Below are 26,681 nucleotides of genomic sequence, written 5' to 3'. Positions count from 1 at the left end.
ATAAATGTAGAAGGATTATGTCAGAAATCGCTCAAAAAGTAAAGAAAATTATAATTGATAAGTTAGGGGTTGAAGAATCAGAAGTGACTCCAGAGGCTAGTTTTACAAATGATCTTGGTGCTGACTCACTAGATACTGTAGAACTTATCATGGAATTTGAGAAAGAATTTAACATTTCTATCCCTGATGATCAAGCTGAAAGTATTGCCACTGTTGGCCAGGCTATAAGTTACTTAGAAGAACACGCTGGTTAATATAGGTATTTTTTCTTAGATCATTCTTAGACCTGCAGGGTTATATTTGTGTAAGATCAAATGCCTGTCAGGTCTGATTTTTTATAACGGTAGGGTAATTCAAACCAATTTAATTGCATGGAACTTAAAAGAGTAGTTGTTACAGGCTTGGGTGCGCTCACTCCAATTGGCAATAACTTAGAGGAATATTGGAAAAGTTTGGAAGAAGGTGTAAGCGGTGCAGCTCCGATCACCAAATTTGATGCTGAAAAATTCAGGACAAAATTTGCCTGTGAGGTGAAAAGTTTTGATGTTCATGATCATATTCACCGTAAGGATGCCAGGAAAATGGATATTTTCACCCAATACGCCATGGTGGTAGCTGAGGAAGCTATGAAGGATTCCGGGTTGGATCTTGAAAAGATCAACTTAGCCAGAGCCGGTGTTATTTGGGGATCAGGAATTGGCGGTTTGAAAACATTTCATGATGAAGTAACCGAGTTTGCTTCCGGAGACGGAACTCCAAGGTACAACCCATTTTTTATTCCTAAAATGATTGCCGACCTTAGTGCCGGTCATATTTCCATTAGGTTTGGACTAATGGGGCCTAATTTTGCCACAGTTTCTGCTTGTGCCTCCTCTACCAATGCCCTGGTAGATTCTTTTAACTATATTAGATTAGGAAAGGCAGACATTTTTGTTACCGGTGGAAGTGAAGCCGCTGTTGTGGAATCAGGTATCGGAGGCTTCAATGCATTAAAAGCATTATCTGAAAGAAATGACGATCCTACCACAGCCTCCAGACCATTTGATAAAAACAGAGACGGATTTGTATTAGGAGAAGGAGCTGGAGCCCTTATTCTTGAAGAATTAGAGCATGCAAAAGCAAGAGGTGCAAAAATCTATGCGGAAATCCTTGGTGGTGGAATGTCTGCTGATGCTCATCATATTACGGCTCCACACCCGGAAGGACTTGGTGCTAAAAATGTAATGATCGATGCACTTAATGATAGTGGTGTAAAACCTGAAGAAGTAGATTATATCAATGTCCATGGCACTTCCACTCCACTAGGAGACATGAGCGAGGTAAAAGCTATACAGGAAGTTTTTGGTGCACATGCCTATAATCTTAACATTAGCTCCACTAAGTCAATGACTGGTCACCTTTTAGGGGCAGCAGGAGCCGTTGAGTCTATTGCATGTATAATGGCCATTCAGAAAGGAATTATTCCTCCAACCATCAACCATTTTACCGATGATGAAACCTTTGACAATAAATTAAACTTTACGTTTAACAAAGCTCAAAAAAGGGACGTTAAAGTTGCGCTGAGCAATACATTCGGTTTTGGAGGGCATAACTTCTCAATTCTACTTCGAAAATATGAAGAGTAGTGAATTTAGGAAAATATTTAAAACGTTGGTTTACTAAATATTCTAAAAAGGACTTGGAATTGAGCCGGGCAGTACAAACTATCACAGGTACTGCCCCATTCAATATTCGGCTTTATTCCCTGGCAATGAAACACAGTTCTATTGCAGAGTCCAATCAAAAGGGTTTCAAGGAATCGAATGAAAGACTTGAATACCTTGGCGATGCCATTCTCGGGGCAATTGTAGCCGAATATCTTTTCAAAAAATACCCTTTTCGCGATGAAGGGTTCCTCACCGAAATTAGATCCAGAATAGTTAACAGGGAAGCCTTAAACAGACTTGCCATTAAAATCGGACTGAGTAATCTTGTAGAGTTCGATGGTAAAAAAAGAAATGCACAATCTCATAAATCTCTTTATGGGGATGCTATGGAGGCATTTATTGGGGCACTTTATCTGGACATGGGTTTCTGGTTTTGTCAAAAATTCATCATTCGAAAACTAATCATGCAACATTATGATTTGAATGAAATCATTGAGACTACCACCAATTTTAAAAGTACCATCATTGAATGGTGTCAGAAGTACAACAAAGATGTGACTTTTAACCTCATGGAAGAAAGTGGAGCAAAACATAAAAAACAGTTCAAAGTCCAACTGAGTGTAGATAACAGAAACATTTCTGAAGGCTTTGGATTTAGCAAGAAAAAAGCAGAACAGGATGCTGCCAGAAAGGCTTGTGAGCTTTTAAGTATTCAATAAATGCCTTTTTTGGATAAATTTCACCTTTTTAGTATTTAGCAGAATAATATTGGATTTTCAATCCAAATTTAAGTCATTTGCATTTTTACCGGCTGTAAAATAATAGCAATTTTTTACCAGATTTATTTAACTGATGTTATGAATTATTACAAAAAAAAATCAACTTTTCACTTACTCCTTTTTGGAGTTATTTTAACAGGGCTGTATGCCTGTTATCCCAAGGGCCCTGAATTTGTTGACCAGCTTGATTTAGTGGCCACTCAATATGACGATACTTATGATTTCGGTCAGGCAAAATCCTATTACATGCCTGATACAGTAACTCATATTACAAATGATCCTAATGAGGACGAAGATCTAACCAGAGAATTTGATGAATTTTTCATTGGTGAGGTAGAAAGGTTATTGGAATCCAGAGGATATGAAAGAATAACTGATAGTGATACCAGTGGCCTGGTTTTACCTGATTTAGTTGTAGAACTTAAAGCCATTAAATCAAAAAATACTGGCGTTGGATGGGTTCCGGGACCAGGATGCTGTTATTATCCTCCAGGATGGGGATGGCCCGGATATCCCTGGTACCCTGGATGGGGAGGAGGAATTCCCGTAGCCTACGACTATACCACCGGATCATTGCTTATTGAAATTGCTGATCCAAGTCTCCCTCCACTTGAGGAAAAGATAAGATTGTTATGGCATGCCGGATTTAATGGCCTTTTACAAGGAAGTAATTCCAGTATAAAAAATAGAATGGAAGAAGGGTTACAGCAGGCATTTGAGCAATCTCCCTATCTAAAATCAAATCAATAACCCAACATCAGCATTGGAAATACTCCATGGATTTCGGGTTTATACACCTTAAAAGAAATATTTGAAATCATGAAATATATATTCATAATTCTATTCTCACTATTGTCTTATTCGGGCTTCTCCCAGGGACTTTTTGCATTGACATACGATATGTCTGTGCCATTAGGAGAAACCAGTGATTATATCGGTAAAACAAGTTTCAGAGGTTTTGGAATGGAAGGAAAAAGTTTTATTAGTAATAATGTAGCATTAGGAGGTTCATTCGCCTGGCAGACTTTCTATGAATCGGAAGGCGTTCAAACCATTACTGAAGGAACCACTACTGTTACAGGGACTCCTTATAAATACATCAATTCTTTCCCATTTCTAGTTACCGGAAATTATTTTCTAAACAATGAGGATGAGGTAAGAGCTTATTTTGGTGGAGGATTGGGAATGTACCACATCATCCAGAGAACTGATATGGGGCTTTATTCCGTTGAAGATAAAAACTGGCATTTCGGTTTAGCTCCAGAGGTAGGAATAATTGTTCCTGTTGGTTATAGCACAAGCTATTTTTTAGTTAATTTAAAATACAACTATGCTTTCAAAGCTAATGATTCTGTTAATCATTCCTACCTTGGAATTAATGTAGGTTTTGCGTTTGGAAGTTAAGATTTTTTTATACTTTTTTAAGAATAGCCATGTAAGATTAAATAAATTACATGGCTATTTTTTTTAAATAATTTGTAATTTCATATTTGCAATTTTACCACATTGCTCAATTCAAATAAATCAAAATGAAGATAAAATTTATACTTTTAAATCTATTCAGCTTACTGGCCATTATTTCTTGTAATAGCCTGAAAACTACCTCCAGTTATGCTGAAAAGGCAAATTATGCTGAATATCATAATTTCCAGACAAAGAAATTAACGGTTAGGGACCAGAGATATCCCTTGCTTACCGATCCCGAAATCCAAAAATTAATTGAAGAATCCATCCAGGAGGAAATGAAAGAAAGGAAATATGGAAAAGCATTAAAATCGGATCTAACAGTTAATTTTTTCATCAATATTGCGGTTCAGGAAAATTATAGTTCAGGAATGCAAGGTCAGGTAGGACCAAACTATACAGGCCCTTCCTCAAATATGGAGACTGTGCTTTACAAGGAAGGAACTCTTGTAATTGAAATTGTAGACAACAAGACCAAAGAAAAAATCTGGGTGGGTACTGGAACAACCAAATTAAAAGAGAAAAACAAGAACATTAAAAATACAATTCGGGTAATTGTAAACCAGATAATGAGTGAGTATAAATATACAGCTGGAAGTGCCGAGATGACCTCTGAAATAAAATTAATTAAATAAGTGATTGGCCATTTTTTAGTTTTATGGTCCTTTTCGTATAAAAAGGGAAATTTGTATAAATCACTTTCTTAAATCTTGTAATTATGAGAAAAGCGATTTTTATCTTCATTTTTTGTCTTATTGGAAGCTATGGATTTGGTCAAGAGACTAATAAAAACCTCTCCAAAAAGGAAAAGAAGGCATTAAAAAGACAGGAAGCTCTTGAAAATAAAGAAGCCCTACTGCTTATAGTGAATAAACAGAGGTTTGTGATAGAGGCTAATACGGTTTTTGATCGATATGGACAAAGTTTCATTATGAATCCTACTACAAATTTCGTAGGTGTAAAGGATGATGTAGCCACTATCCAGCTGGCTTTTGATGCAGTAGTTGGGTTAAATGGGGTTGGAGGAGTTACCCTGGATGGGAAAATTTCCAAATATGAAGTAAAAGAGGGAAAAGATACCAAACCTATAACCATCAATATGCGGGCAAGTGGAGCAGCTATGGGTCCTGTAAGCCTTTCTATAACAGTGCAACCTGATGGAAATGCCAGAGCTTATATTTCAGGAGATTTTGGGGAAAGAATTTCTTTTCAGGGAAGATTAGTTTCTTTAGAAAAATCAGGTGTATATAAGGGGATGTCCTTACACTAAAAGTGACCTGATTGGTGATTATACAATAATATTGGGGGTGTTTTTCCACACCCCTTTTTAATTCCTAATGCTCCTTAAGGAGTCCCTCAAAACCATAATATTTTAAAGCAAGAGTCGGTTTGATATTTGATATTCAAAATATAAAACCAAATAAATTAATGATGCGCTTTAAACAATTAACAATCAGGTTTAATCTCTTTCTATTAGCAACACTTTTCACTGGTGCTTGTGAACTGATCGAACTAACTCCAACTGAAAAGGAAGAAGAGATTGAAGAACTACCCGATAAAAATTATGAAGAATCAGGAATTGCTTCTTATTATGCTGATAAATTTGAAGGCAGGACTACTGCAAGTGGGGAAATTTTTCGTCAGGACAGCTTAACTGCTGCCCATAAAACACTACCTTTTGGTACTATGGTAAGGGTTACTAATTTGGCGAATAATAAATCTATCGAGGTAAAAATTAATGACCGGGGGCCGTTTGTAAAGGGCAGAATAATTGACCTTTCCAGAAAAGGAGCGGAAACGCTGGATTATATCAATGCAGGATTAGCTGATGTAATCATTGAAGCAGTTCTGCCTGCAGACATTGCCGATAGTTTGCAACCGGTACAATAAATTTTAAAAAATAAGATAGAAGAAAGAGAAGGGAGGAAAGGAATAATTCTTCCCTTTTTTAATCTTTCCAAAGGAGTAAACCATCTTCACTAAAATCTGACATTCCCGAGTCTTTCATAATAATTTCCTTTTCCCCGGACTCATAATAATTGATAATGAAATATCCGGTTTCCACATGCTTTCCTTTTACCTTTTTTTTCACTTTGGGATAAATTAAAGAAACGGCCTGATCAGGGTTTTCAGAGAGATTTAGGTTCCATCTTTTGTATTGAACTTTTGGATAATAGGCCGTGTGTTTACTTCCTGCTCCACTTACTATAAAATGTTTTTCATCCTGGTTATTCCAATATTGCAGATTGTGCTCATGGCCAGCGGCATAAATTATGGACTTTTCCGATTTGTTAATTATTTGGAGGGCTTTCTGACGGAAATCATTATACCCTCTACCATATAATTCCTGTGATTTCAACCTTTTACTTAATGCATTTCCAGCATCCGGACCATTGCTTTTTGACCCATGTTCACCAATGGAAAACATAGGATGGTGCGCTACAAACATAATCTCACGCTGACTTGCTCCGGAAATCATTTCTTCCAAATCCTTCCAAAACCTTTTTTCCTCTTCCACAATACTGGTTTCCTCTGTAGAAACGCCAACTTTCATCCCTATTGATTTATGGATCAACCATTCTGTATCTATTAAAATCAACAAAATATCTCCTGGTAAAACTACTTTAACCGGGCCTGGCGTCCCAAATGGTTTGGGTAGAAACACACCATTTTCCAAATTAGCTAATTTGAAATCTTTTTCTTTTACATACTCCTCCAGATAAATGGCCTGATTCAATAACGTCTCATAACCCTTTTTTCCCACCTTGTGCCAGTCGTGGTTGCCTGGAATAAAATACATATTGCCCTTATATTCCTGCAATAAGTCAAGCTGCAGGGTTAGTTTCTGCAAATCAATTGGATTGTAAATATCCAAAGCCTTCCTCACTCCTTTTGGATACACATTATCCCCAAGAAATATTACTGTACTATTTGAATCAGCCAGCAAGTCATTTTGTAGACCCTTAAGGGTTTTTCCAGCAAATAAATCTTCCCCTGTATCTCCTATTAAATATACCCTGTGTAGCAATTCGCCCTTTTCCTGAGCTGGGAGAGCAATGGAAAAACTAAAATGAATAAAAAGAAGCAGGAAAAATTTTAAATGTGGGTTTTTCATGATTGGAAAAGCAAGTAGTCATTTTTCCCGGTAAAGAAAAAAAGCTTTGAAGTAATCTCCAAAGCTTTTCAAAAGGATTATTGTGCCCCCTTTATAATTTCATCTACTACTTCCGGATTGAGCAGTGTGGAAGTATCTCCCAAACTGGAAGTATCACCCTCTGCCACTTTCCTTAAAATTCTCCTCATAATTTTACCCGATCTTGTTTTCGGCAAACCAGGCACAATTTGGATTTTTTCAGGCTTAGCAATAGGGCCGATAATTTTTGAAACGGTTTCTTTGATTTCATTCTTTAAATTATCCTCAGAACGATTCGCCAGATCACAAATCACATAGGCATAAATTCCCTGTCCCTTTATATCATGCGGATAACCAACCACAGCCGATTCAATTACTTTTGGATGCTCGTTTATGGCATTTTCCACTTCAGCAGTTCCCATTCTATGGCCGGAAACGTTGATCACATCATCTACCCTACCCAGAATTCTGTAATAACCATCTTCATCTCTTTTTACCCCATCTCCGGTAAAATACAACCCTTTATAATTCGAGAAATAGGTATTTTTACACCTTTCATGATCGCCATAAGTTGTCCTTAACATAGACGGCCATGGAAATTTTATACACAGATTTCCCTGCACACTATTTCCTTTTAATTCATTGCCTTCACTATCCACTATTATAGGCTGAATGCCTGGCAAAGGCAAAGTGGCATAGGCTGGCTTAGTGGGGGTAACTCCAGGAATTGGGGAAATTAAAATTCCTCCGGTCTCGGTTTGCCACCAGGTATCTACAATCGGGCATTTTCCTTTACCAATATGATCGTGGTACCAGTGCCAAGCCTCCTCATTTATAGGCTCACCTACAGTACCCAATACTTTCAGTGAATCAAGCTTATAAGGTTCAATTGGCTCAGTTCCAAAAGCTTCCAGGGCTCTTATTGCGGTTGGTGCTGTGTAGAATTGATTTACTTTGTATTTATCTACAATTGCCCAAAATCTTCCAGGATTGGGATAAGTAGGCACTCCTTCAAACATAATGGTGGTAGCACCGGCCAATAAAGGTCCATATACAATATAAGAATGGCCGGTAATCCATCCTACATCAGCAGTACACCAATACACATCATCAGAGCTATATTGGAATACATTGTTGAATGTGTATTGGGTATAAACCATATATCCACCACAAGTATGCACTACTCCCTTTGGTTTTCCGGTAGAACCAGAGGTATATAAAATAAAGAGCATATCCTCAGAATCCATTTCCTCCGCCTTATTTTCTTCGGAAATCCCCTGCATTTCTTCATGCCACCACAAATCTCTTCCTGATTCCATGGTCACATCTGTACCTGTTCTCTTGAAGCAAATTACATTTTGAATAGTGTCCGTTTGCGCCAACGCTTCGTCTACAACAGCTTTTACAGGAATACTTTTCTTTCCTCTAAAATTACCATCAGAAGTCAATACCATTTTCGCCTGACAGTCATTTATTCTATCAGCTAAGGACTGGGCAGAAAAGCCGGCAAAAACAACAGAATGAATTGCTCCTACCCGGGCACATGCCAACATGGCCACGGCTGCTTCAGGCACCATCGGCATATAAATAATTACCCGGTCACCTTTTTCAATTCCGTTTTTCTTCAGCACATTAGAAAACTTGCAAACCTCTCGGTGCAATTCTTTATAGGTGAGAATTCTATTTGGCTCATCTGGTTCATTGGGCTCCCAAATGATGGCAGGCTTATCGCCCATTGTAAATAAATGTCGGTCAAGAATATTTTCTGTGATGTTTAATTTGGCATTAACGAACCATTGTACTTTGGGTTCATCAAAATTCCAATCCACAACTTTATCCCATCTTTTCCTCCAGTAAAAGGAATCGGCAACTCTGGACCAAAAGTTTTCCGGCTCTAAAACACTCTTTTGGTATTCATGAATATATCCCCCAAGTGTGTGAATTCTATTACTCATAAAATTTTCATATTTAACTATTAAACAATTTGTTTTTATAGGTTAAGCAACTCAATTAGCTAGTAAAGTAAAGGAAATTTTACTTTCTTTCCTAAGTGATGATTTCAATTTTACCTTTCCAATTTTAATTTAAAACATTTTAATTAACTTATCATAAAAAACGGAAGTTTGAGCTATCCTTTTTTCCGGTTGAGCAAGACAGGATTTCTTGTAAAAAAAACCTTCTGTTGTGTCCTTATACAAGACCTTTTTCAACAAAAGAGGGAACCGTCTGCCTTGAAATAAAATGCTTCCTCGCAAATACACATTTACTTATGATCAGTTACTTATCTTTACTCATGTTTAAAACTGGATTTTTTTGAAAAACAAAAAAGGGAATCTGGTAATGATGATTACCAAATTCCCCCTTTATTAGTAAATCGATAGAATTTTCCTAGAACTCCCTGATTTTCACACTTCTAAAGTGAACTGTATTTCCATGATCTTGTAACAAGATATGTCCTTCAGGAATTTGCCCAAAGTTTTCCCATTTCTTATACTTACTATAAGCTACTAAAGCCCTGAACATCTGGCTGTTTCTATCGAAAGTTACCACCAGATTGTTATTCAGCCAGTGCTCTACATGATTTCCTTTTACCACAATTCTGGCATGGTTCCAATTTCCTACACCTGCAAAGCCTTTATTTCTTGCTCCGGGAATTGATAAATTTTCTGCAGTAATTAAATCATATAGAGATCCTACTGTTCTATTGCCATTAACACCCATTTTTGCATCAGGATGCTCTTTATCGTCCAGCACCTGGAACTCCAACCCGATTGCTGAACCTGATCCCTTATTCAATTCCGGATCAACAAAATATTTTATTCCGCTATTTGCCCCTTCAGTGATTTTGAAATCGACTTGTAGCTCAAAGCTGGAAAATTTATCAATAGTTACAATGTCACCACCGTTTTCAGACTCTCCTCCACCGGATTCCAAAACAGTTAACACTCCATCAGTCATTTCCCAACCTTTTTCGGGGAACTTATCCGATTTAGCAGACCTCCATCCATCAGAAGTTTTTCCATCCCAAAGTAATCTCCACCCTGCTCTTTTTTCTTCTGGAGAAATGGTATTTGGAATCAAATTAACAACCTCTGCATGGGGCTGATTTTCCCAGCTTGATGCTGCTAAATCCTTTGTTTTAATTCTAATATTCTTCCACCTTACAGTAGTCCCGGCCTGCTCTTCTCTTCCAATTCCATGCACCTGAAATGCAATAAAACCTTCTGCAGTCATATCATCAATCAAATTGGCGCATTGAATGCCATTGATCCATGTTCTGATGGTGTTCCCGATACATTCAATATGGTATTTATTCCATTCGCCCTGTTTAAAAGCGGTTCTGCCCTTCTGGTTTCTTCCCAGATTGTATAACCAGCCTCTTCTGGCCTCATCATAAATTCCACCACTATAAGCCCTTTCACTAGGATCTATTTCCACCTGGTAGCCGTGTACCCTTCCATCTCTGTATTCAGGGGTGCTCAAACTCCTGATCTGAATTCCGGAATTTAAAAGCGGATGCACTTTTACTTCCACTTCCAGAATAAAGTCGGAGTAGGTTTTTTCGGTAGCCATAAAGCTGTTTGGCGTATTTAACTTGGAAATACCCACCATTTCTCCATTTTCAACCTTGTACTCTGCTTCACCGTTCAGTTGTTTAAATCCGGTAAAGTCTTTCCCATTAAATAATTGTTCCCATCCTTCATCATCTTGTGCAAAACCGTTAAATGCAATGGCAAGGATTAAAATCGTAAAAGTAAATTGTTTAATTCCCATGATCTAATTTTCCGTTTCCAGTTTAGTTAAAAATAAATATATCTCAATTGAAATTTTAAAATTCGAAAATCTTACTAATTGCCAGGGAGCCTTTATGAAAGGACACCATAAAAGGCCAAAAGTTATTGAAAAAATGCCCCTTAAAATTTTTAATTAAAGATAAGGCATAATGGCCTGATCGGAAGTTTCTCCCCATTGAATAATATCCTTTTTAAATTTGGAGAAACTTTCATATACCCTTTGGGCAAATGGATCTGAAGCAGTAATTTCAGCTACTCTTTCATCTGCAAATTTTTTCAGGTTTTTTAAAACCTCATCCGGAAATTTCCTCAACTCCACATCGCTTTCAGCCAGAATTTTCTGCATATAGAAGTTATTTTTAGCTTCAAATTCTGTCAGCACCCAGAGGTTATATTTTAAAGATACTGCCTTAATCATTTCCTGCAAATCAGGAGGAAGGCCATCATACGCCTTTTTGTTCACCATCAATTCCAGATTGGAACCGGGCTCATGCCATCCCGGATAATAATAATATTTGGCAATTTTATGGAAGCCCATCAAATAATCGTGATAAGGCCCAATCCATTCTGTGGCATCAATCACCCCTCTTTCCAGATTGGTATATAATTCCCCTCCTGCAATGGATATAGGAGCTCCTCCAGCTTTGGCAAACACATCTCCTCCCATTCCCGGAATTCGCATTTTTAGTCCTTTTATATCCTCTATGGAATTAATTTCCTTATTGAACCACCCTCCCATTTGCACGCCTGTATTGCCACTGGGAAATGGCTCCAGGTCAAATTTATGATAAAGCTCCTGCCAAAGCTCCATTCCGCCTCCATGAAGTAACCAGGCATTTATTTGCTGGGCAGTCATTCCAAATGGAATAGTGGCAAAAAACACTGCTGAGGGTAATTTTCCGGCCCAATAATACGCTGCTCCATGAGCCATTTGTACAGCACCCTGAGTAACTGCATCAAAACACTCCATTGCAGGCACCAATTCTCCACCACCATAAACTTTAATTTTCAATCTCCCACTTGACATGACTTCAAGGTCCTTTGCCATATTCACCACAGCTTCTCCCAAAACAGGGAAATTGGGAGGCCAGGTGGTAACACATCGCCATTCAAATTTTTGATTTGAATTAATATTAAAGGCATCCCCAACACTAGCATTTTCTGTTTTTTCCTTACTGCAAGAGGCCAATCCTCCGGCAGCCACAGCTCCGCCAATTATTTTGGTACTTTTATTTAAAAAATTTCTTCGGCTAGTTTTCTGGTTCTCCATAAGGACTTGTGAAAAGAATTGAAATTAAAGGCTAAAACTAATAGGTTTAGCATTAATTTCATAAACATCCCCATTGCTTAATGCATAAGTAATCACAAATTCCTGATCAGGATAAGCAGGTGTTTGCTTGAGTAAAAGGGTAAACTCCTTAAGGGCTCCTGGCTTTACTAAAAGGAAATCCGACAAGTTTTCCTTGGATGCCAGATTATTTCGATTTTCAGGTTGGAAAGGATATATATCAAAAAATTCATTCAATAAAGCACCCTTGGTTTTGGAGTCGTCAAAATCATTTTTGCTGGTCACATTTATACTTACAATTTCCTGTTTTGTACCTTTCCAGCCAGGCCCTGACAAAGTACAGGCATTTGCGTTGGGGAAAAAACTGAGCCCTGAGCTCCCTGCTTTATTTTCCAGTGCTGCTACAAAATCGTATTCCATTTCCACATAAATCCCAAACCTGTCTGGTTTCACCGGATCCTTGGCGTTCTGGGTGGGTCGCCAGACATCATCACTATCAAAATATCCATTTAAAGTAGACCTTTGATCAGTTATTTCATAATAAGGTTTCTCATCTTCCAACTCTCCACATTCACAGGCCGCACTATTACAAGGATCATTTTCACAACTTTGCCATATAGTAGCAAAAAGGAAAGTAGCTAAATAGATGATTAGTACTTTTATTTTCATAGCATAAGAAATTTATTTTTTACAAATCCCGCCCAATTGGCTTTTCTGGACGGTTATGTTTCGGAAAAAGAAACAAAATTAATTCATTTATGGAATATTCTCCTCAAATAGAAATCCTTATTAAGCACCCGTGCTATTATTTTCGAGGAATAATAATCTCTCTATCAGTCTTTTATAGCAAAATAATACACAATTAATTTTGAATTACTTCTTAAAAGCAAAAGGTTTTGCCAGAAAATTTGACAAAACCCTTTAAATAATTGGTTCAAAATTAATTTACCACCTGATCAACGCACTGGCCCAGGTAAAACCACTACCAAAAGCTGCCAGACATACCAGATCACCATCCTTAATTTTCCCGGCCTCCAGGGCTTCGCTCAGGCCTATTGGAATAGAAGCGGCCGTAGTATTGCCATATTTCATGATTGTATTATGGATTTTCTCCTCCGGCAACCTGAATTTTTTCTGGATGAATTGTGATATTCTAAGATTCGCCTGATGAGGAATTAGCATATCCAGATCATCTACAGTATAATTATTTGTTTCTAATGCTTCCTTAATTACCTCCTCAAACCGAACAACGGCATTTTTAAATACAAATTGGCCATTCATTACCGGATAAAAACTGCCACCTGGTTTTACCATTTCCGGCTGAAATCGTGGAACTTTACTAAACCCCGGATCAATTACAGCCAATTGCTCGGCATGTTCCCCTTCACTATGCAAATGGGTAGAAAGCACTCCTTTTCCTTCTCCTTCAGCTGGCTGAATGACAGCCGCCCCGGCACCATCTCCAAAAATTACGGAAATATGCCGGCCATGATCAGAATAATCTAAACCTGAAGAATGAATTTCCGAGCCTACCAACAGAATATTTTTATATGTACCAGTTTTAATGTATTGCTCAGCAATAGACAATCCATATACGAACCCTGAACACTGGGCTCTTACATCAATCGCCCCTATATTTTTGCATCCTAATTCTCTTTGCAATAATACTCCGGAACCGGGGAAAATATAATCAGCACTTAAAGTCGCATATACAATTAAATCAATTTCTTCAGCGGTAGTATTAGCCATTTCCATTGCCTTTCGGCTGGCTTTTGCTCCCATTATATAATTTTTATCCACCTCCACATTGGCATATCGCCTTTCCTTTATTCCCGTTCTTTCTACAATCCACTCATCTGTGGTATTCATTTTTTTGGACAGATCGTCATTAGTAACCACGTTATCAGGCACATAAACCCCGATACCGGCAATTTTCGCATTTTTCATCATCATGTGTTAAATATTTATTTTTTAAAGAATAAGGTCACTTTTTTCATTTAAATTTTCGGTTTCCAAACATTTCGGTTACCGCAAAATATTTAATCAGGCAGTTGGGTTTATTTTTTATCCATTAACCTGGTTACCAACCTGGGTGACTCAGTTTTTTTGTTGGTGTCATAACCAATTTAGTCCCCTTGTTTATACCTGAAAAAGCCCAAATATACTATTATCTGAATTAAAGTAACAGACAGCTTCCAAGAAAGCGGGTAATCTTTTAATCTCCTGCTGTCCTTTCAATCAAGTGAATTTCAAGGGGCTGCCTGTCTCCAAAAAGAAAAGCTTCAATAATCCAATTAATTCATTTGAAAATACAATTAATATTTATATTTGTATTATCCTTGGATGTTGAAGATTTATCAATGGGCAGATTTCATTTTTTAATTTTAATTTTTTTCTTCTCAACTACAGCTGTTCTTGCCAATTTCGAACTTGATAGCTTAAAGGCTGAACTCGAAAGGGCAAAAGGTCTGGAAAGAATTGATATTCTCAACCAAATCTCCACCCTATATTTCAATACCAATAGTGAAAGGGCTCTGCATTTTGCCAATGAAGCCCTACGATATGCCAAAGAAGAAAATGATAAAAAACGCCTGGCACAATCCTACCTAAATGTTGGAATTGTGAGAAGAAATATTGGCCAGTCTGAAGAAGCATTAAAATTATTCAATGAAGTCCTTAAGCTTTCGGAGGAATTAAATGACCCTTCTTTAAAAGCAGATGTTTTGCACAAAACCGGAGTCACTTATTTACTGGTGAATGATTTCAACACAGCACTGGATTATGCAGAACAGGAACTGCTGATCTGGCGGGAAATAAAAAATAACGCAGGTCTTGGAGACGCCTTGAATCTGATTGGCCTGATTTATATCAACCTTGAAAAACTGGAAACCGCCCGTGAATACCTGGAAGAATCGTATAAAGTAGGAAGCCTTCTTGACAATAAATCTCAGGTCTATAAGCCTCTGGTTAATTTGGGTGATTTGTCTATCAAACTAAAAGAACCTGAAAAGGCCATAGCCTATATTGATGAAAGCCAGAAAATTTGCGAAGAAACCAATAACAAATTTGGACTGGCAGTGGGTTTCCTAAAATATGGTAGCGCATTCCACCTGAAAAAAGATTATAAAAATGCAATTACCCAAATAAGCAAAGGGCTTAAGCTTGCTGAGGAATTGAACTCACTTTCTCTGGTGAGAAATTGCTACAGAGAACTTGCAGAGGTATACGAAGATGAAAGTGACTTTAAAGCTGCTTTACTTTACAATCGCCTTTATATTGCTTCTGAAGATAGCATGATCAATGAAATCACTAAACGGAAAATTGCCGAAATAGAATTGCAGTATGAACTTGAGAAAAAAGAAATTGACCTGGCCCGATTAACCAGAGAAGCTGAATTCCAAAAATTTAAATTACTTTCAATTTCAGGGCTGGTTATTCTTGGATTGGTGTTGGTTTATCTGATTTTTAGAAGGAATCAGGTAAAAAAACTGAGTTTACAGAAACTGGATTTGGCTAATAAAGAGATAGAAGAAAAAAATCAGATTATCGATTATTCATTTGAATATGCCAAAAAAGTACAGGATGCCCTGCTAACTGGTTCTCCGGGGTTTTTAAATATTTTCTCTAATAAATTTCAGATGAACAAGCCGAAGGAACCTGTAGGAGGTGATTTTTGCTGGTTCGACCATAAAGGAGATAACATTGTAATTGTAGTAGCCGATTGCCTTGGAATTGGTGTGCCAGGGGCTTTTAATACCGTAATAGCCTCTTCATTACTTTCCCAGATTATAAATGAAAATCCATATCAGCCCCCAGCTGATATTCTCACCAAAGCCAACCGTGCTTTTATTGATTTAATGACTACCGGAGAAGAAAGTGTGGTAAATGATGGAGTGGAAATGGCGGTTTTAATGATTAACATCAACACTAAAAGACTGGTTTATGCAGGGGCCAGAATGCCTGTATATATCATTCAAAACCAAAGTTTACAAATTATCCCACCTGACAATGTACCTATTGGAGGTTCAAACTATGCCACTAACCGAATCTATGCCAATAAGACAGTGAGCCTTGGTAAACATGACCAGATTCTGGTTTTTACTGATGGCTACCAAAGCCAGCTTTCCGAAAAATCTCAGGAGCCCTTTGCTGAAAAAAATCTTCGGAATATTCTGAATGACATCAGCTCAGCACCTTTTTCCAAAAAGCCTCAGCTCCTTATGGAAGCTTTAGAAAAATGGAAAGGAGATCTGGAACAAACAGATGATATATTGGTTTTTGGACTGGAAATTTAAAATCCCATTTCTTCCTTTAAATTCATTCCTGCATTTCTCTGACACTTCTTGCAGAAAACCGATCCACTCCTCCAAAACTTTAAACATTTCAATTGCTCTCCAGAGTGGTTTGTCCTGAAAAAAACAGTTTGCTTTTATCCCATTCTAAAGTCCAGTATTTATCTCATTTTCACCATTTTTTTAGCAGCCTTGTCAAAATAAATTTTATTATGCATGCAGCATATTTATTTGTAATATTTTTATAGAAAATATCATTTTATTGCTACTTTACTAATAAAAAACTGGTTTTGTTGAACAAAATGATATTTTTCAAATTTAATTTAAATTAAAAAAAATCAGCAAAAAATTGAAATTTTACAGAAATTGAATAAATTGCTCTGCTAATAACACATAAACAAAGTAAATGGGAATATCACTTTAAAAAGTTCTCATTTGGAAATTTAGATTAATCAATAGGTAAATATGAAAATTATGAGAAAAACTACTATTTGCGCAATAGTTGTATTTATGGTCTCTCTATTGGCATTTGGGTTTACCAGCCTGGCCCAATCCACCATTTCGGGGACAGTAAAGGATGAAAATACAGGCGAACCGTTGATAGGGGCCAATATCGTTATAAAAGGAAAATTAGTGGGGACCACCACCAACCTGGATGGTCAATTTAATTTACAAAGTTCTGTAGCCCCCCCATTTACCCTCGTCTTTTCCGTAGTTGGCTATTCTCCAAAAGAAGTTGATGTAACCCAGGATGGTCAGAATCTTGAAGTAGCCCTGGAAGAAGCAGTAGTTTTCGGACAGGAAATAGTCGTTTCTGCCTCTCGTGTGGAAGAAAGCATACTGGAGTCTCCGGTATCAATTGAAAAATTAGATATAATTGCTATTCGTGAAGCCCCTACCGCTTCTTTTTACGATGCATTAGTAAATCTGAAGGGGGTGGATATGAGTACTCAAAGTATGACATTTAAATCTATTGCCACCAGAGGTTTTAATTCAAATGGTAATTTGAGGATGGTGCAATTGATTGATGGAATGGACAACCAGGCCCCAGGACTTAACTTTTCGGTAGGAAATATTGTAGGTATTTCAGAACTTGATTTGGAAAGTGTAGAACTACTTCCAGGGGCATCTTCTGCTCTCTATGGTCCGAATGCTATTAATGGTATATTATTAATGAACAGTAAAAACCCATTTCAATATCAGGGATTAAGTGCCAGTGTAAAGGCTGGAATCAATCAGCCCCAGGAAGGTTCCGGAGCAGAGTTTAAGCCCTTTTATGAAGCAGGTATCCGATACGCCAAAGCCTTTAACGACAAATGGGCATTTAAAGTAAATGCATCCTATTTCTCTGCGGAAGACTGGCACGCACAGGATTTCAGGGATAGGACTCAGGATGGAGGAACGAGAATAAATAATCCTGAATATGATGGCGTAAATACTTATGGAGATGAAGCCATTTCTTCATCTAACATGAAATCAACAGCCCAGGCAATGATTGATGCAGGTGTGCTACCTCCTGGTTCAGACGCACTTGTTCCAGACCAGGTGGTTACCAGAACTGGCTACGAAGAAGCAGATTTGGTAAACTACGATGCAGAAAGTGTTAAATTGACTGGTGCGCTGCACTATAGGTTCAATGATAACCTAGAAGGAATTTTACAAGCCAATTATGGAGCAGGGACAACAGTTTATACCGGACTTGACCGATATTCTATTGCCAACTTTAACCTAAGCCAAATAAAACTGGAACTAAAAGGCTCTAACTTTTTTGTGAGAGGATACACCACGCAGGAAAGAGCGGGTGATGCTTATGCTTCAGGAACCTTGGGAGTATTAATGAATGAAGCTTATAAACCAAGTCAACAGTGGCATCCTGAATATGTAGGTGCTTACCTCCAGGCAATTGGTGCAGGAGCATCGAACATGGCTGCCCATAACGCAGCAAGAGCATTTGCCGACCAGGGGCGTTATGAGCCGGGAACCCCAGAATTCGAAGCTGCAAAAAGCCGAATTATTTCTACGCCAATCCCTGCAGGAGCCCAATTTTTAGATAAAACCAATTTATATCATGCAGAAGGGATGTACAATTTCAGCAATCAGATTGATTTTATGGAAGTGATTGTAGGTGCCAATTTCAGAATGTATGACTTAAACTCTGAAAAAACACTATTTGAATTGGATGAAAACGGTGAGGAGTACAATATCAATGAATATGGCGGTTATGTACAGCTTTCCGATCGTTTCCTTAATGAGCAACTGAAAGTTTCTGCTTCCATTAGATACGATAAAAATGAAAATTTCAAAGGACAATTCACTCCCAGGGCTTCTGCAGTTTATACACTGGCACAAAATCACAATTTTAGAGCTTCCTATCAAACAGGCTTTAGGATCCCCACCAACCAGGACCAATACATCAACCTGGAAACTCCTCAGGCAAGGCTTGTAGGAGGACTTGATTTGTTTAAACAAAAATACAACATGTATAATAATCCTGTTTATACCCCAGCAAATCTTGAAGTATTTGGAGCAGCCTTTCAGGGAGCACTTCTTCCCTCAACTGTTAGAGCCACTAATGAGGTGACTCAGGAAGTAATGGATGGAACAATTGCCCCGGAAGATGCAGAGGCAGAAGTCCAAAGGAGGACTATCCAATATTCCCTGGAAGCTTCTGTTGGGGAATTAGATCCTGTTGATCATAAAGAATTTAAACCTGAAAAGGTCTATTCATTTGAATTTGGGTACAAGGGATTAATAGGACAAAAACTATTGATTGATGCATATTATTATTCCAATCAATATAAGGATTATATTGCCGCAAACCCAGTAGTCCAGTCAGCCCCGGTTGAGGGCCCTTCTAATCCATTAGCTTTAATCGGATTAGCTGGAGACCGTCAGGTTTATTCTTACCCGGTTAATGTAGATGAAGATATTTATACTTTTGGATGGGCTATTGGACTTGACTATTCACTTCCAAAAGGCTTTACAATTGGAGGAAATTTCTCCTACAACAAATTAAAAGATGCACAAAAATTTAAAGACCAGGGATTACTGGTGCAATTCAATACACCAGAAACGAAATATAATATCAGTTTTGGTAATAGAAATCTGGTCGAAAACTTAGGATTTAACCTTACTTACAGGTGGCAGGATGAGTTTCTTTGGGAGTCGTCATTTGCGAGTTTTGGAACCAATATTTCTACTACAGTTCCCTCCTATAGTACATTAGATGCTCAGCTTAACTATAAAATATCAAGTATTAAATCGATTGTAAAAATTGGAGCATCCAATTTGTTTAACAATCGATACCGACAGGCATTTGGTAACCCCACCGCAGGAGGTATGTATTATGTTTCATTAGTGTTTGATCAGTTTTTAAATTAAATTCCACAATCAATATTTCAAAAATTAGAGGGGAGCTTTTGCTCCCTTTTTTTATTGCCGGGGCTCGCCATATTAAATAAATTTGGCTTAATGAATCTTAATTTTATTATATTTTTCAGCTTATTTCTCTTAGTTTTGCAACTATTATATTCAAAATATTACATTTTAAGTTATGAACATTAAGCAAAAAAAGGAGATGTATCATTTCTTCGAAGAAATGGAGAAAAAGCAGGAAGCCAAAAGAAGAAAATTCAGGCATTTAAATAAGCAAAGACAGGAAAGAAATCAGTTGAAAATTGAAAGCTCATCCAACTAATTCCAATAGGATTAAAGAAGTTCCGACCTTCCTTTTTCCAGAAAATACCATAACTGAAAATTTTACAGCAGCATGATTTTTTCAGTGATCCAGTCAAGCCAGCCGAACATTTTAAATATAGACAGTAGAATCATAGCAATAAGAATTTTCCTAACCCAGGTGTTTGCGTTAGTCGATTTTACTGCAAATTTGCTGGCTCCATACGAACCAATTGCCTGCCCAACTGCCACCCACAAACCGTAAACCCATTCTACCTGTCCATTGTATAGAAAAATAAACAGGACGGGAAATGAAAACAACATCACGGCAAGTAATTTCGCCCCATTAGCCTGAACTAAATTGAAGTCAGCCGCAAGGTGAAGGGCTACCAGAAGAAAAATCCCAATTCCAGCCTGAATAAAACCTCCATAAAATCCAATAGCGAGGAAAACTAAAAAATTTAAAACCATTCCTCTCCTGCTCTTGGAATTTTCCTGAAGTAGTTTTTTTTGAGGTTTGAAAATGGTAATTACAAGTAGCACAACCATTATCCAGCCTATAACCAGCCTAAGCAATTCTTCATCCATATCTACAGCAACCATGGCCCCAATTAAGGCACCCAGAAATGTAGGAATCAGAAACTTTTTGCTTTCGGCAATATTTAGTTTGCCTCCTTTATAAAAAGTATAGGTGCTAATTAAACTTTGGATGGTCACCCCTACCCGATTGGTGCCATTGGCCATATTTGCAGGAAGCCCCAGAAAAATAAAAACTGAAAGGGTAAATACAGAACCACTACCCGCAAGGGTATTCACAATGCCTGCTAAAACTCCGGCCGACAACATTAAAATGTAATGATACCATTGAATTTCCATGTTGCGAATTTAACCACCAATGATTTATTGTGGAAAAAGATTGTACTTTCTGGTTGGGATTTATGCAAATAGATTAAAGATTTAAATTTTAAACAAGCCTCCAACTTTTAGGAATTACAAGCATAAATTTATAAAATGCTAAAAATAATAGACGAATAATGGACAGGACTTCATCTTATCAACAAGTATTCACCAGATTATCTGACATGCATATTGCCGTAATTGGTGATTTTGCCGTAGACATCTACTACAATTTAGCGAAGGAAACAGGAGAAATTTCAATTGAAACAGGAAAACCCGTACACCGAGGATCATCCATAAGAACTTCTTTGGGTGCTGCAGGAAATTTGGTCAATAATTTAAAAGCGCTTGGAGTAGGAAAAGTTTCAGTTTTTGGGATAGTAAAAAATGATATTTATGGAAGAGAATTAAAATATTTACTTCAAAAGTTAGGTACAGATACTACAAATTTATTACACCAGGAAGATTGGGACAGCTGTGCGTACATCAAACCTATGTTGGCGAATGAAGAGGATTTCAGGCTGGATTTTGGAGCGTTAAACAAACCATCCGATGAAATAATGGAAAAAATTCATTTTAGATTAAAGGAAAAAGCCAATAATCTAAATGTTGTTTTTATCAACCAACAATTCCCCAAACCCTTGCTTCATGCAGGAAATTCTACTTTTTTTAACCAACTAAAAAGAGATAATCCCCATTGTGAATTTATTGCTGACATGCGGCATTTTGGGGATAACCTGAGAGGAATCATATTAAAAGTAAATACAGATGAACTTGCAAGAAGACTAAATGTTGCACCATTTCCCAGTCACGATAAAGAAGCCTGCATCACACATGGAAATGCTTTAATGAAAAAGGTAGAAGCTCCCATTTTACTAACCAGAGGGGAGGATGGAATGATGTATTTCACCCACCGGGAAATATATGCTGTAGATGCCATTCCTCTTTCCAGTAAACTAGATACAGTAGGTGCTGGAGATACTGCAGGAAGTGTTTTTTCCGTATGTTATGCCGCTTCAAAAGACCCTCAACTCGCCCTTGAAATCGCCAATTTAGCTGCGGCTGTTTCGGTTCAAAAGTTATTTCAAACCGGTACGGCTTCTCCTAAAGAAATTATTGAATTATACCAAAGTACTATTCATTCAAAGGTCTCTGATTAATTGATTTTAATCCATAAAAAATCCTTCTGTAGCGTGGCTGTAAAAGGATTTTTGCCTTTTCTTGCGAAAATACGACTACTTCAAATATTCCCGTTTGTGATTAAGAAATTCCCATATAAGGCGTTTAGACCGGCCGGACATCTGGTGAAACTGGACTTATAAAGATTTTGAGCCTGGCCTTTCAACTAAACATGTAAGAGTAACAATAGAAAAAGATTTTCCTTATTTAATGTGATTTATTTCAAAGCATCCAAGATTTCTACCAGAAATTCATTAAAGTCCATATTGTTCGAAATTCCCAATCTCACCACTACCATTTCGTGCGAAGGAATAATAAAGACCCTTTGCCCCTGAAAACCATCACAGAAATAAACATCTTTGGGCACATCGGGTAATTTACTGCCTGCATTTAGCCAAAACTGGGCGCCATATTCCTTTCCTGAATTATTTACCGGAGATTTTGTGAATTCAACCCAACCCTCCGGTAAAATTCTTTCGTCCATCCAAACGCCATCATTTAGGTATAACATTCCAAATTTTGCCCAATCACGGGGGGTAGCATAGCAATAGGAAGAACCTATAAAAGTTCCTGATGGATCTGGCTCCATTACAGCACTATACATTCCAATTTTATGGAAAAGTGAATCGTAGTGGAAATGCCAATAAGCCTGAGTGTTTGGAAATTGGTTTTTGATTAAGCCGGAAATTATATTGGTGGTTCCCGAAGAATAATACCACTCTTCTCCGGGGTGGATTCCGCCAATTAATTTGTTTCCAATGGCATAATTATATTGATCTCCTTCTAAATACAACATTCTTGTGGCATTGGAAATATCATTGTAGTTTTCTTCCCAATCCAGTCCGCTACTCATTTGGAGGAGATTTTTTAAATTAATAAAGGATCGGTCGTCATTACTCCATTCTTTTATTGGAACAGATCCTTCAAGCGTTAACTTTCCATTTTTCACCATAATCCCGGTAAGGGCATTAATAATACTCTTGGTCATCGACCATCCTAATTGAGGAGTATTTTCATCAAACCCTTCGGCATATTTTTCTGCTACCAATTTATCTTTATATACCACTACCACTGCCCTTGTTTTTTTATCAGGAGAGTCAAACGCTTTCTGAACAGCTCTATTTAATTTATCAGAATCAATTGATTTTGGCAGGGAAGAATTTAACAAATTTCCAACAGGCCAGGAAATCGTATCTAAATGGCTTTTAGTCGGTTTACTCAACAAAAGGCTTGATTTTCTGAGTTCCTCTTCATTGGTATCATCCGTAATTAATGTACAACCCAGCCCCTCTCTGAAAACTGCAGTTTCTTTCGCCAAACCCAATACGGTTGCAGTAGCAGTTTTCCTTTTCTCATCTACATTTACCTTTGCATACTGCACAAGAAAAAAGTTTAAATCTTCCTGCTCCACCATTGCCGCTTCGCGATCGGCTACAAAAACACACGAACACATATTCTTTGCTGCATAGCCAGTAATTATAGGCAACCTGGAATATATGGCACTCATAATATAAAAGAGAAGGCCAACCGCAAAAAGCCAGTAAATCGTTTTTTTAAAAAATTTCATGGGAAAGTTTTTATCATATTTATTGAAGCCGGAAAGGTAATGGTTTTCTGTTATAAAAGGCTTGAAGCAAGTATCCCGGATTAATAAAAAAGTAGAATTTATCAATTAAGCCAAATTTAAGCCCCCCAATATGACAAAAATCAGTTTATCTCTTTCTTTTTTACTTTATATTAATTGACAACTTAATCAGCTGGCTATCGTTAATCATTTAATAAAATAAACCAAAATCTTACATCCTGCCTCAATTTCTTTATGTTTAAAATTGGAATAGTTCAATAATTAGCTTTTCCGGGTTACCATTAACCCTTATTTACATAAAGTTTATAGTCATTAACAAAGAAAGTTGGTTTTTTCATGTAAGAAACATGTACTTTTGAACCAATAAAACAATAAAAATTGCTTTCTAACCACAAACCAAATTTTTTTATTACTTAAATTTTGAAACTATGAAATCAGTTATTTTTGCAACTTTAATGATTTTCTTCGGTTTCAGTGCATTTTCTCAGGTAATTGAGAATTCAAGCATAAAAGGAGAAATAAACCAAATTCCATCAAATATAAATGTAACACCAGAGGATATTTCAATTCTGGGAATAAGCTTTGTTCGGCAGGAGTTAGTAACTGAAGTATTTTTTGAAGTTACTGATGTTGTCTTAAACTTTAGCCATACAAACAATTATTTGATACAGTATAACAAAGAATCTGACATGATAGAATTCGGATGTCTTGTTCCGTCCTATACATCAAAGGAAAAGGGTGTTTTCAGGCTGAATGAAAAATTTGAATTGCCTATAGAAAGAAGAAGTGAAGCTATGGAAATGGCTGCAGAGGGTCTTTCAAGAGCAGAATAAATAAAAGATTATTACAATAAAAATTAAAAAGCCGGGCTAATGAAAAAATAGCCGGGCTTTTTTTGCTTTTCAATCAGGAGTATAATTTTCCCACAAATGCTCCATATCCATTATACTTCAAAGTAGGAATTGTTTCTCCATCAGGTATCATTTTTTCATAAGCCTGTGACCATCTCGGGTGGGGAACTACGGGATCAACATTAGAAATAAAGGGGTATTCTGAAGGCTGAATTTTATGCCAAAACGTTTCAGGTTGATTTTTTAAAAATTCCATTTTCACAATGGATTTAATATTCTTGTATCCATATTTCCATGGAACCACCAGCCTCATAGGCGCTCCATTTTGCTTAGGTAAAGGCTTTCCATAAATACCCGTGGCGATGAAGGCTAATTCATTCATTGCCTCATCCATCCTTAATCCCTCCACATAAGGCCACGGATACCAGGTTTGATTTTTAACGCCAGGCATTTCATTAGGATTAGCATAAGTTACCATTCGGATAAACCTGGCATCATTTTCTGGTTCAAAAATCTTTATCAGACTTGAAAGGGGAAAACCTGTCCAGGGCACAGCCATTGACCATCTTTCCACACATCTGAATCTATACAACCTTTCCTCCAGTCCGATTTTTTTAATAATATCTTCCAGTAAATATTTCCCTTTATTTTTTACCTTCCCGCTAACTTTAATGGTCCAGTCTCTATTATCAAAATCCTCTATATACTTATATACATTATAAATATTTTTATCATCGGGATGAATAAATTCATAAAAATTATTGTGATGGGTGGCATCATATTCTTCGGTTAATTCCCGATCCAGTTTGTATTTTTCATTTCTGGCAGCAGGGTATAAATCCATCATTCCCTCAAATGAGAAATGATTATCTTCTACATTTTTCAAAGCCTTAATCGATTTGCCTTCCTCCTTCAAACTTTCATTCTTTGCATTTTGGCAGGAATTATTTATCCCTAAAGGGCTCATGATTATTCCCGAAGAAACAAGGCCAAGCTTTTTAATAGTTTCCCTACGGTTTGCATATACTTTTTCATCTGTTACCTTTAGATTTTTATCTTCCCAGGGTTTTGAAATCTTAATATTTGCCATAATAAATCAATGAATTTGTGGGGTAGTAGGGTAATCATAGAACAATAGCTGTCATGCATAAAATTCCCTGAGCCATATAGATGTATAGCACAGGGAATAAAGACTACTTACTGTTTTACTTTTTATTTGCTCCTCTCACCATTTGTTCTATGGTATCCCACATCTCATTAGGAATGAGTTCCAGATGATTAAACTCACCAGCCCCCTTCAGCCATTCTCCTCCATCTATGGTTATTACTTCTCCATTCACATAAGCTGAAAAATCGGACACTAAATAGGCGGCAAGGTTAGCCAGTTCCTGGTGCTCCCCTACTCTTCCAACAGGAACCTTGTTTTTTACATCAAACTTCTTCCTCAGGTTTTCGGGAAAAAGTCTGTCCCAGGCACCTTTTGTGGGGAATGGTCCGGGAGCAATTGCATTTGATCGGATTCCATATTTTGCCCATTCAACAGCCAAAGATCTGGTCATTGCCAACACCCCGGCTTTAGCAGCTGCGGAGGGCACTACATACCCGGAGCCTGTCCAGGAATAAGTAGTGACAATATTTAGAATTGTTCCACCAGTCTTTTTTTCAATCCAGTTTTTCCCTAATCCCAAAGTGAAATTATAGGTACCTTGTAATACGATTCCAATAATCGTATCGAATGCCTTTGGGGAAAGTCGCTCAGTTGGACTAATGAAATTTCCGGCAGCATTATTTACCAGAATATCTATCTTTCCAAATTTTTCAATCCCTGCCTGAATGGTTTTATCTACATCCAGATGATTCCTTACATCGCAGGCCAGCGGAAGCACCTCCTTTCCTGTAGCTTCTGAGAGTTCTTTAGCCGTTTTTTCCAAAACCTCCAGTTTTCTACTGGCTATTATGGCATTGGCTCCAAGTTCCAAAAAATATTTGGTCATAGCTTTACCAAGACCTGTACCTCCTCCTGTTACTAAAATGGTTTTGCCTTCCAAAGCATCTTCCCGCAACATCGGTTTATTATACATAATTGTTGTTTATTTGA

23 protein-coding genes are annotated in these 26,681 nt (G+C 37.3%); 13 read left to right on the top strand and 10 right to left on the bottom strand.

Annotated elements, in window-relative coordinates; translation table 11 throughout:
* Nucleotides 1-17 precede the first annotated feature (17 nt).
* The 8 genes from A3EM_RS0120955 (at nucleotide 18) to A3EM_RS43160 (ending at nucleotide 5,779) form a co-directional block, all read left to right on the top strand.
* Nucleotides 18-254 carry an acyl carrier protein gene (locus A3EM_RS0120955; protein WP_020530212.1) on the top strand — a complete coding sequence of 79 codons (237 nt, stop codon included), beginning with the start codon at nucleotides 18-20 and terminating at the stop codon, nucleotides 252-254.
* 117 nt (nucleotides 255-371) lie between these two features.
* The gene (gene fabF / locus A3EM_RS0120950) at nucleotides 372-1,625 is read left to right on the top strand and encodes a beta-ketoacyl-ACP synthase II (RefSeq protein WP_020530211.1); all 1,254 of its coding nucleotides are present in this window, start codon (nucleotides 372-374) and stop codon (nucleotides 1,623-1,625) included.
* Nucleotides 1,625-2,365 (top strand): ribonuclease III, encoded by a 741-nt coding sequence (gene rnc / locus A3EM_RS0120945; RefSeq protein ID WP_020530210.1) that lies wholly within the window; start codon nucleotides 1,625-1,627, stop codon nucleotides 2,363-2,365. Before fabF ends, rnc begins: the two co-directional genes overlap by 1 nt.
* Nucleotides 2,366-2,503: 138 nt before the next feature.
* A complete protein-coding gene (locus A3EM_RS46075) occupies nucleotides 2,504-3,175 on the top strand; it encodes a DUF4136 domain-containing protein (protein WP_020530209.1) in 672 nt (223 codons plus the stop codon).
* A gap of 69 nt (nucleotides 3,176-3,244) precedes the next feature.
* Nucleotides 3,245-3,829 (top strand): hypothetical protein, encoded by a 585-nt coding sequence (locus A3EM_RS0120935; RefSeq protein ID WP_157638004.1) that lies wholly within the window; start codon nucleotides 3,245-3,247, stop codon nucleotides 3,827-3,829.
* A gap of 125 nt (nucleotides 3,830-3,954) precedes the next feature.
* Complete coding sequence (locus tag A3EM_RS0120930) at nucleotides 3,955-4,524, top strand: DUF4136 domain-containing protein (protein WP_020530207.1); 570 nt, start codon at nucleotides 3,955-3,957, stop codon at nucleotides 4,522-4,524.
* 83 nt (nucleotides 4,525-4,607) lie between these two features.
* A complete protein-coding gene (locus A3EM_RS0120925) occupies nucleotides 4,608-5,159 on the top strand; it encodes a DUF4251 domain-containing protein (protein WP_020530206.1) in 552 nt (183 codons plus the stop codon).
* 158 nt (nucleotides 5,160-5,317) lie between these two features.
* Nucleotides 5,318-5,779, top strand: a complete 462-nt coding sequence (locus A3EM_RS43160) for a septal ring lytic transglycosylase RlpA family protein (RefSeq protein ID WP_245576528.1) — start codon at nucleotides 5,318-5,320, stop codon at nucleotides 5,777-5,779.
* A gap of 58 nt (nucleotides 5,780-5,837) precedes the next feature.
* Here A3EM_RS43160 and A3EM_RS0120915 read toward each other — a convergent pair whose 3' ends face one another.
* From A3EM_RS0120915 to A3EM_RS0120890, 6 genes are all read right to left on the bottom strand, one after another.
* Nucleotides 5,838-7,004, bottom strand: a complete 1,167-nt coding sequence (locus tag A3EM_RS0120915) for a metallophosphoesterase (protein ID WP_020530204.1) — start codon at nucleotides 7,002-7,004, stop codon at nucleotides 5,838-5,840.
* Nucleotides 7,005-7,081: 77 nt separating this feature from the next.
* Entirely contained in the window at nucleotides 7,082-8,977 is a 1,896-nt protein-coding gene (gene acs, locus A3EM_RS0120910) for an acetate--CoA ligase (protein WP_020530203.1), read from the bottom strand.
* A 433-nt stretch (nucleotides 8,978-9,410) separates the two neighbouring features.
* Nucleotides 9,411-10,796: a 3-keto-disaccharide hydrolase gene (locus A3EM_RS0120905; RefSeq protein ID WP_020530202.1), complete on the bottom strand. Its 1,386-nt coding sequence runs from the start codon at nucleotides 10,794-10,796 to the stop codon at nucleotides 9,411-9,413.
* A gap of 153 nt (nucleotides 10,797-10,949) precedes the next feature.
* Nucleotides 10,950-12,086, bottom strand: a complete 1,137-nt coding sequence (locus A3EM_RS0120900; RefSeq protein ID WP_020530201.1) for a TRAP transporter substrate-binding protein — start codon at nucleotides 12,084-12,086, stop codon at nucleotides 10,950-10,952.
* Between the two features lie 24 nt (nucleotides 12,087-12,110).
* Nucleotides 12,111-12,773, bottom strand: a complete 663-nt coding sequence (locus A3EM_RS0120895; protein ID WP_020530200.1) for a hypothetical protein — start codon at nucleotides 12,771-12,773, stop codon at nucleotides 12,111-12,113.
* Between the two features lie 276 nt (nucleotides 12,774-13,049).
* On the bottom strand, nucleotides 13,050-14,051 hold the full coding sequence (locus A3EM_RS0120890; protein ID WP_026210467.1) for a 3-oxoacyl-ACP synthase III family protein: 1,002 nt from the start codon (nucleotides 14,049-14,051) through the stop codon (nucleotides 13,050-13,052).
* Nucleotides 14,052-14,464: 413 nt separating this feature from the next.
* Between A3EM_RS0120890 and A3EM_RS0120885 the strand changes: the two genes are divergently transcribed.
* The 3 genes from A3EM_RS0120885 to A3EM_RS47680 all read left to right on the top strand — a co-directional run bounded on the left by A3EM_RS0120885 (nucleotide 14,465) and on the right by A3EM_RS47680 (nucleotide 20,093).
* Nucleotides 14,465-16,399 (top strand): tetratricopeptide repeat protein, encoded by a 1,935-nt coding sequence (locus A3EM_RS0120885; RefSeq protein ID WP_020530198.1) that lies wholly within the window; start codon nucleotides 14,465-14,467, stop codon nucleotides 16,397-16,399.
* Nucleotides 16,400-16,870: 471 nt separating this feature from the next.
* Nucleotides 16,871-19,777 carry a TonB-dependent receptor gene (locus tag A3EM_RS0120880; RefSeq protein ID WP_026210466.1) on the top strand — a complete coding sequence of 969 codons (2,907 nt, stop codon included), beginning with the start codon at nucleotides 16,871-16,873 and terminating at the stop codon, nucleotides 19,775-19,777.
* A 172-nt stretch (nucleotides 19,778-19,949) separates the two neighbouring features.
* Nucleotides 19,950-20,093 (top strand): hypothetical protein, encoded by a 144-nt coding sequence (locus A3EM_RS47680; RefSeq protein ID WP_020530196.1) that lies wholly within the window; start codon nucleotides 19,950-19,952, stop codon nucleotides 20,091-20,093.
* A gap of 62 nt (nucleotides 20,094-20,155) precedes the next feature.
* Here A3EM_RS47680 and A3EM_RS43155 read toward each other — a convergent pair whose 3' ends face one another.
* Nucleotides 20,156-20,947, bottom strand: coding sequence for a sulfite exporter TauE/SafE family protein (locus A3EM_RS43155; RefSeq protein WP_020530195.1), 792 nt, complete (start codon nucleotides 20,945-20,947; stop codon nucleotides 20,156-20,158).
* 158 nt (nucleotides 20,948-21,105) lie between these two features.
* Here A3EM_RS43155 and A3EM_RS0120865 point away from each other — a divergent pair, with 158 nt between their 5' ends.
* Entirely contained in the window at nucleotides 21,106-22,128 is a 1,023-nt protein-coding gene (locus tag A3EM_RS0120865; protein ID WP_020530194.1) for a bifunctional heptose 7-phosphate kinase/heptose 1-phosphate adenyltransferase, read from the top strand.
* Between the two features lie 236 nt (nucleotides 22,129-22,364).
* Here the strand turns inward: A3EM_RS0120865 and A3EM_RS0120860 are convergent, their stop codons facing one another.
* Complete coding sequence (locus A3EM_RS0120860) at nucleotides 22,365-23,714, bottom strand: serine hydrolase domain-containing protein (protein ID WP_026210464.1); 1,350 nt, start codon at nucleotides 23,712-23,714, stop codon at nucleotides 22,365-22,367.
* Between the two features lie 446 nt (nucleotides 23,715-24,160).
* Between A3EM_RS0120860 and A3EM_RS0120855 the strand changes: the two genes are divergently transcribed.
* Nucleotides 24,161-24,565 carry a hypothetical protein gene (locus A3EM_RS0120855; RefSeq protein ID WP_020530192.1) on the top strand — a complete coding sequence of 135 codons (405 nt, stop codon included), beginning with the start codon at nucleotides 24,161-24,163 and terminating at the stop codon, nucleotides 24,563-24,565.
* Between the two features lie 73 nt (nucleotides 24,566-24,638).
* Here the strand turns inward: A3EM_RS0120855 and msrP are convergent, their stop codons facing one another.
* Together msrP and A3EM_RS0120845 are read right to left on the bottom strand one after the other, a co-directional pair.
* Nucleotides 24,639-25,673 (bottom strand): protein-methionine-sulfoxide reductase catalytic subunit MsrP, encoded by a 1,035-nt coding sequence (gene msrP, locus A3EM_RS0120850; RefSeq protein ID WP_020530191.1) that lies wholly within the window; start codon nucleotides 25,671-25,673, stop codon nucleotides 24,639-24,641.
* 115 nt (nucleotides 25,674-25,788) lie between these two features.
* A complete protein-coding gene (locus A3EM_RS0120845) occupies nucleotides 25,789-26,664 on the bottom strand; it encodes an SDR family oxidoreductase (protein WP_044239263.1) in 876 nt (291 codons plus the stop codon).
* Nucleotides 26,665-26,681 lie beyond the last annotated feature (17 nt).

Source organism: Flexithrix dorotheae DSM 6795 (assembly GCF_000379765.1).
GTDB classification, from domain to species: Bacteria; Bacteroidota; Bacteroidia; order Cytophagales; family Flammeovirgaceae; genus Flexithrix; species Flexithrix dorotheae.
Note: the sequence above shows the minus strand (reverse complement) of the source record. Positions and strands in the feature narration are given on the sequence as shown.

Bases quoted from the DNA above. Each gene is read 5' to 3' on its own strand.
- A3EM_RS0120955 (WP_020530212.1), top strand. From the start codon at position 18: ATGTCAGAAATCGCTCAAAAAGTAAAGAAAATTATAATTGATAAGTTA.
- fabF (WP_020530211.1), top strand. From the start codon at position 372: ATGGAACTTAAAAGAGTAGTTGTTACAGGCTTGGGTGCGCTCACTCCA.
- A3EM_RS46075 (WP_020530209.1), top strand. From the start codon at position 2,504: ATGAATTATTACAAAAAAAAATCAACTTTTCACTTACTCCTTTTTGGA.
- A3EM_RS0120935 (WP_157638004.1), top strand. From the start codon at position 3,245: ATGAAATATATATTCATAATTCTATTCTCACTATTGTCTTATTCGGGC.
- A3EM_RS0120930 (WP_020530207.1), top strand. From the start codon at position 3,955: ATGAAGATAAAATTTATACTTTTAAATCTATTCAGCTTACTGGCCATT.
- A3EM_RS0120925 (WP_020530206.1), top strand. From the start codon at position 4,608: ATGAGAAAAGCGATTTTTATCTTCATTTTTTGTCTTATTGGAAGCTAT.
- A3EM_RS43160 (WP_245576528.1), top strand. From the start codon at position 5,318: ATGATGCGCTTTAAACAATTAACAATCAGGTTTAATCTCTTTCTATTA.
- A3EM_RS0120915 (WP_020530204.1), bottom strand. From the start codon at position 7,004: ATGAAAAACCCACATTTAAAATTTTTCCTGCTTCTTTTTATTCATTTT.
- acs (WP_020530203.1), bottom strand. From the start codon at position 8,977: ATGAGTAATAGAATTCACACACTTGGGGGATATATTCATGAATACCAA.
- A3EM_RS0120905 (WP_020530202.1), bottom strand. From the start codon at position 10,796: ATGGGAATTAAACAATTTACTTTTACGATTTTAATCCTTGCCATTGCA.
- A3EM_RS0120900 (WP_020530201.1), bottom strand. From the start codon at position 12,086: ATGGAGAACCAGAAAACTAGCCGAAGAAATTTTTTAAATAAAAGTACC.
- A3EM_RS0120895 (WP_020530200.1), bottom strand. From the start codon at position 12,773: ATGAAAATAAAAGTACTAATCATCTATTTAGCTACTTTCCTTTTTGCT.
- A3EM_RS0120890 (WP_026210467.1), bottom strand. From the start codon at position 14,051: ATGAAAAATGCGAAAATTGCCGGTATCGGGGTTTATGTGCCTGATAAC.
- A3EM_RS0120885 (WP_020530198.1), top strand. From the start codon at position 14,465: ATGGGCAGATTTCATTTTTTAATTTTAATTTTTTTCTTCTCAACTACA.
- A3EM_RS0120880 (WP_026210466.1), top strand. From the start codon at position 16,871: ATGAGAAAAACTACTATTTGCGCAATAGTTGTATTTATGGTCTCTCTA.
- A3EM_RS47680 (WP_020530196.1), top strand. From the start codon at position 19,950: ATGAACATTAAGCAAAAAAAGGAGATGTATCATTTCTTCGAAGAAATG.
- A3EM_RS43155 (WP_020530195.1), bottom strand. From the start codon at position 20,947: ATGGAAATTCAATGGTATCATTACATTTTAATGTTGTCGGCCGGAGTT.
- A3EM_RS0120865 (WP_020530194.1), top strand. From the start codon at position 21,106: ATGGACAGGACTTCATCTTATCAACAAGTATTCACCAGATTATCTGAC.
- A3EM_RS0120860 (WP_026210464.1), bottom strand. From the start codon at position 23,714: ATGAAATTTTTTAAAAAAACGATTTACTGGCTTTTTGCGGTTGGCCTT.
- A3EM_RS0120855 (WP_020530192.1), top strand. From the start codon at position 24,161: ATGAAATCAGTTATTTTTGCAACTTTAATGATTTTCTTCGGTTTCAGT.
- msrP (WP_020530191.1), bottom strand. From the start codon at position 25,673: ATGGCAAATATTAAGATTTCAAAACCCTGGGAAGATAAAAATCTAAAG.
- A3EM_RS0120845 (WP_044239263.1), bottom strand. From the start codon at position 26,664: ATGTATAATAAACCGATGTTGCGGGAAGATGCTTTGGAAGGCAAAACC.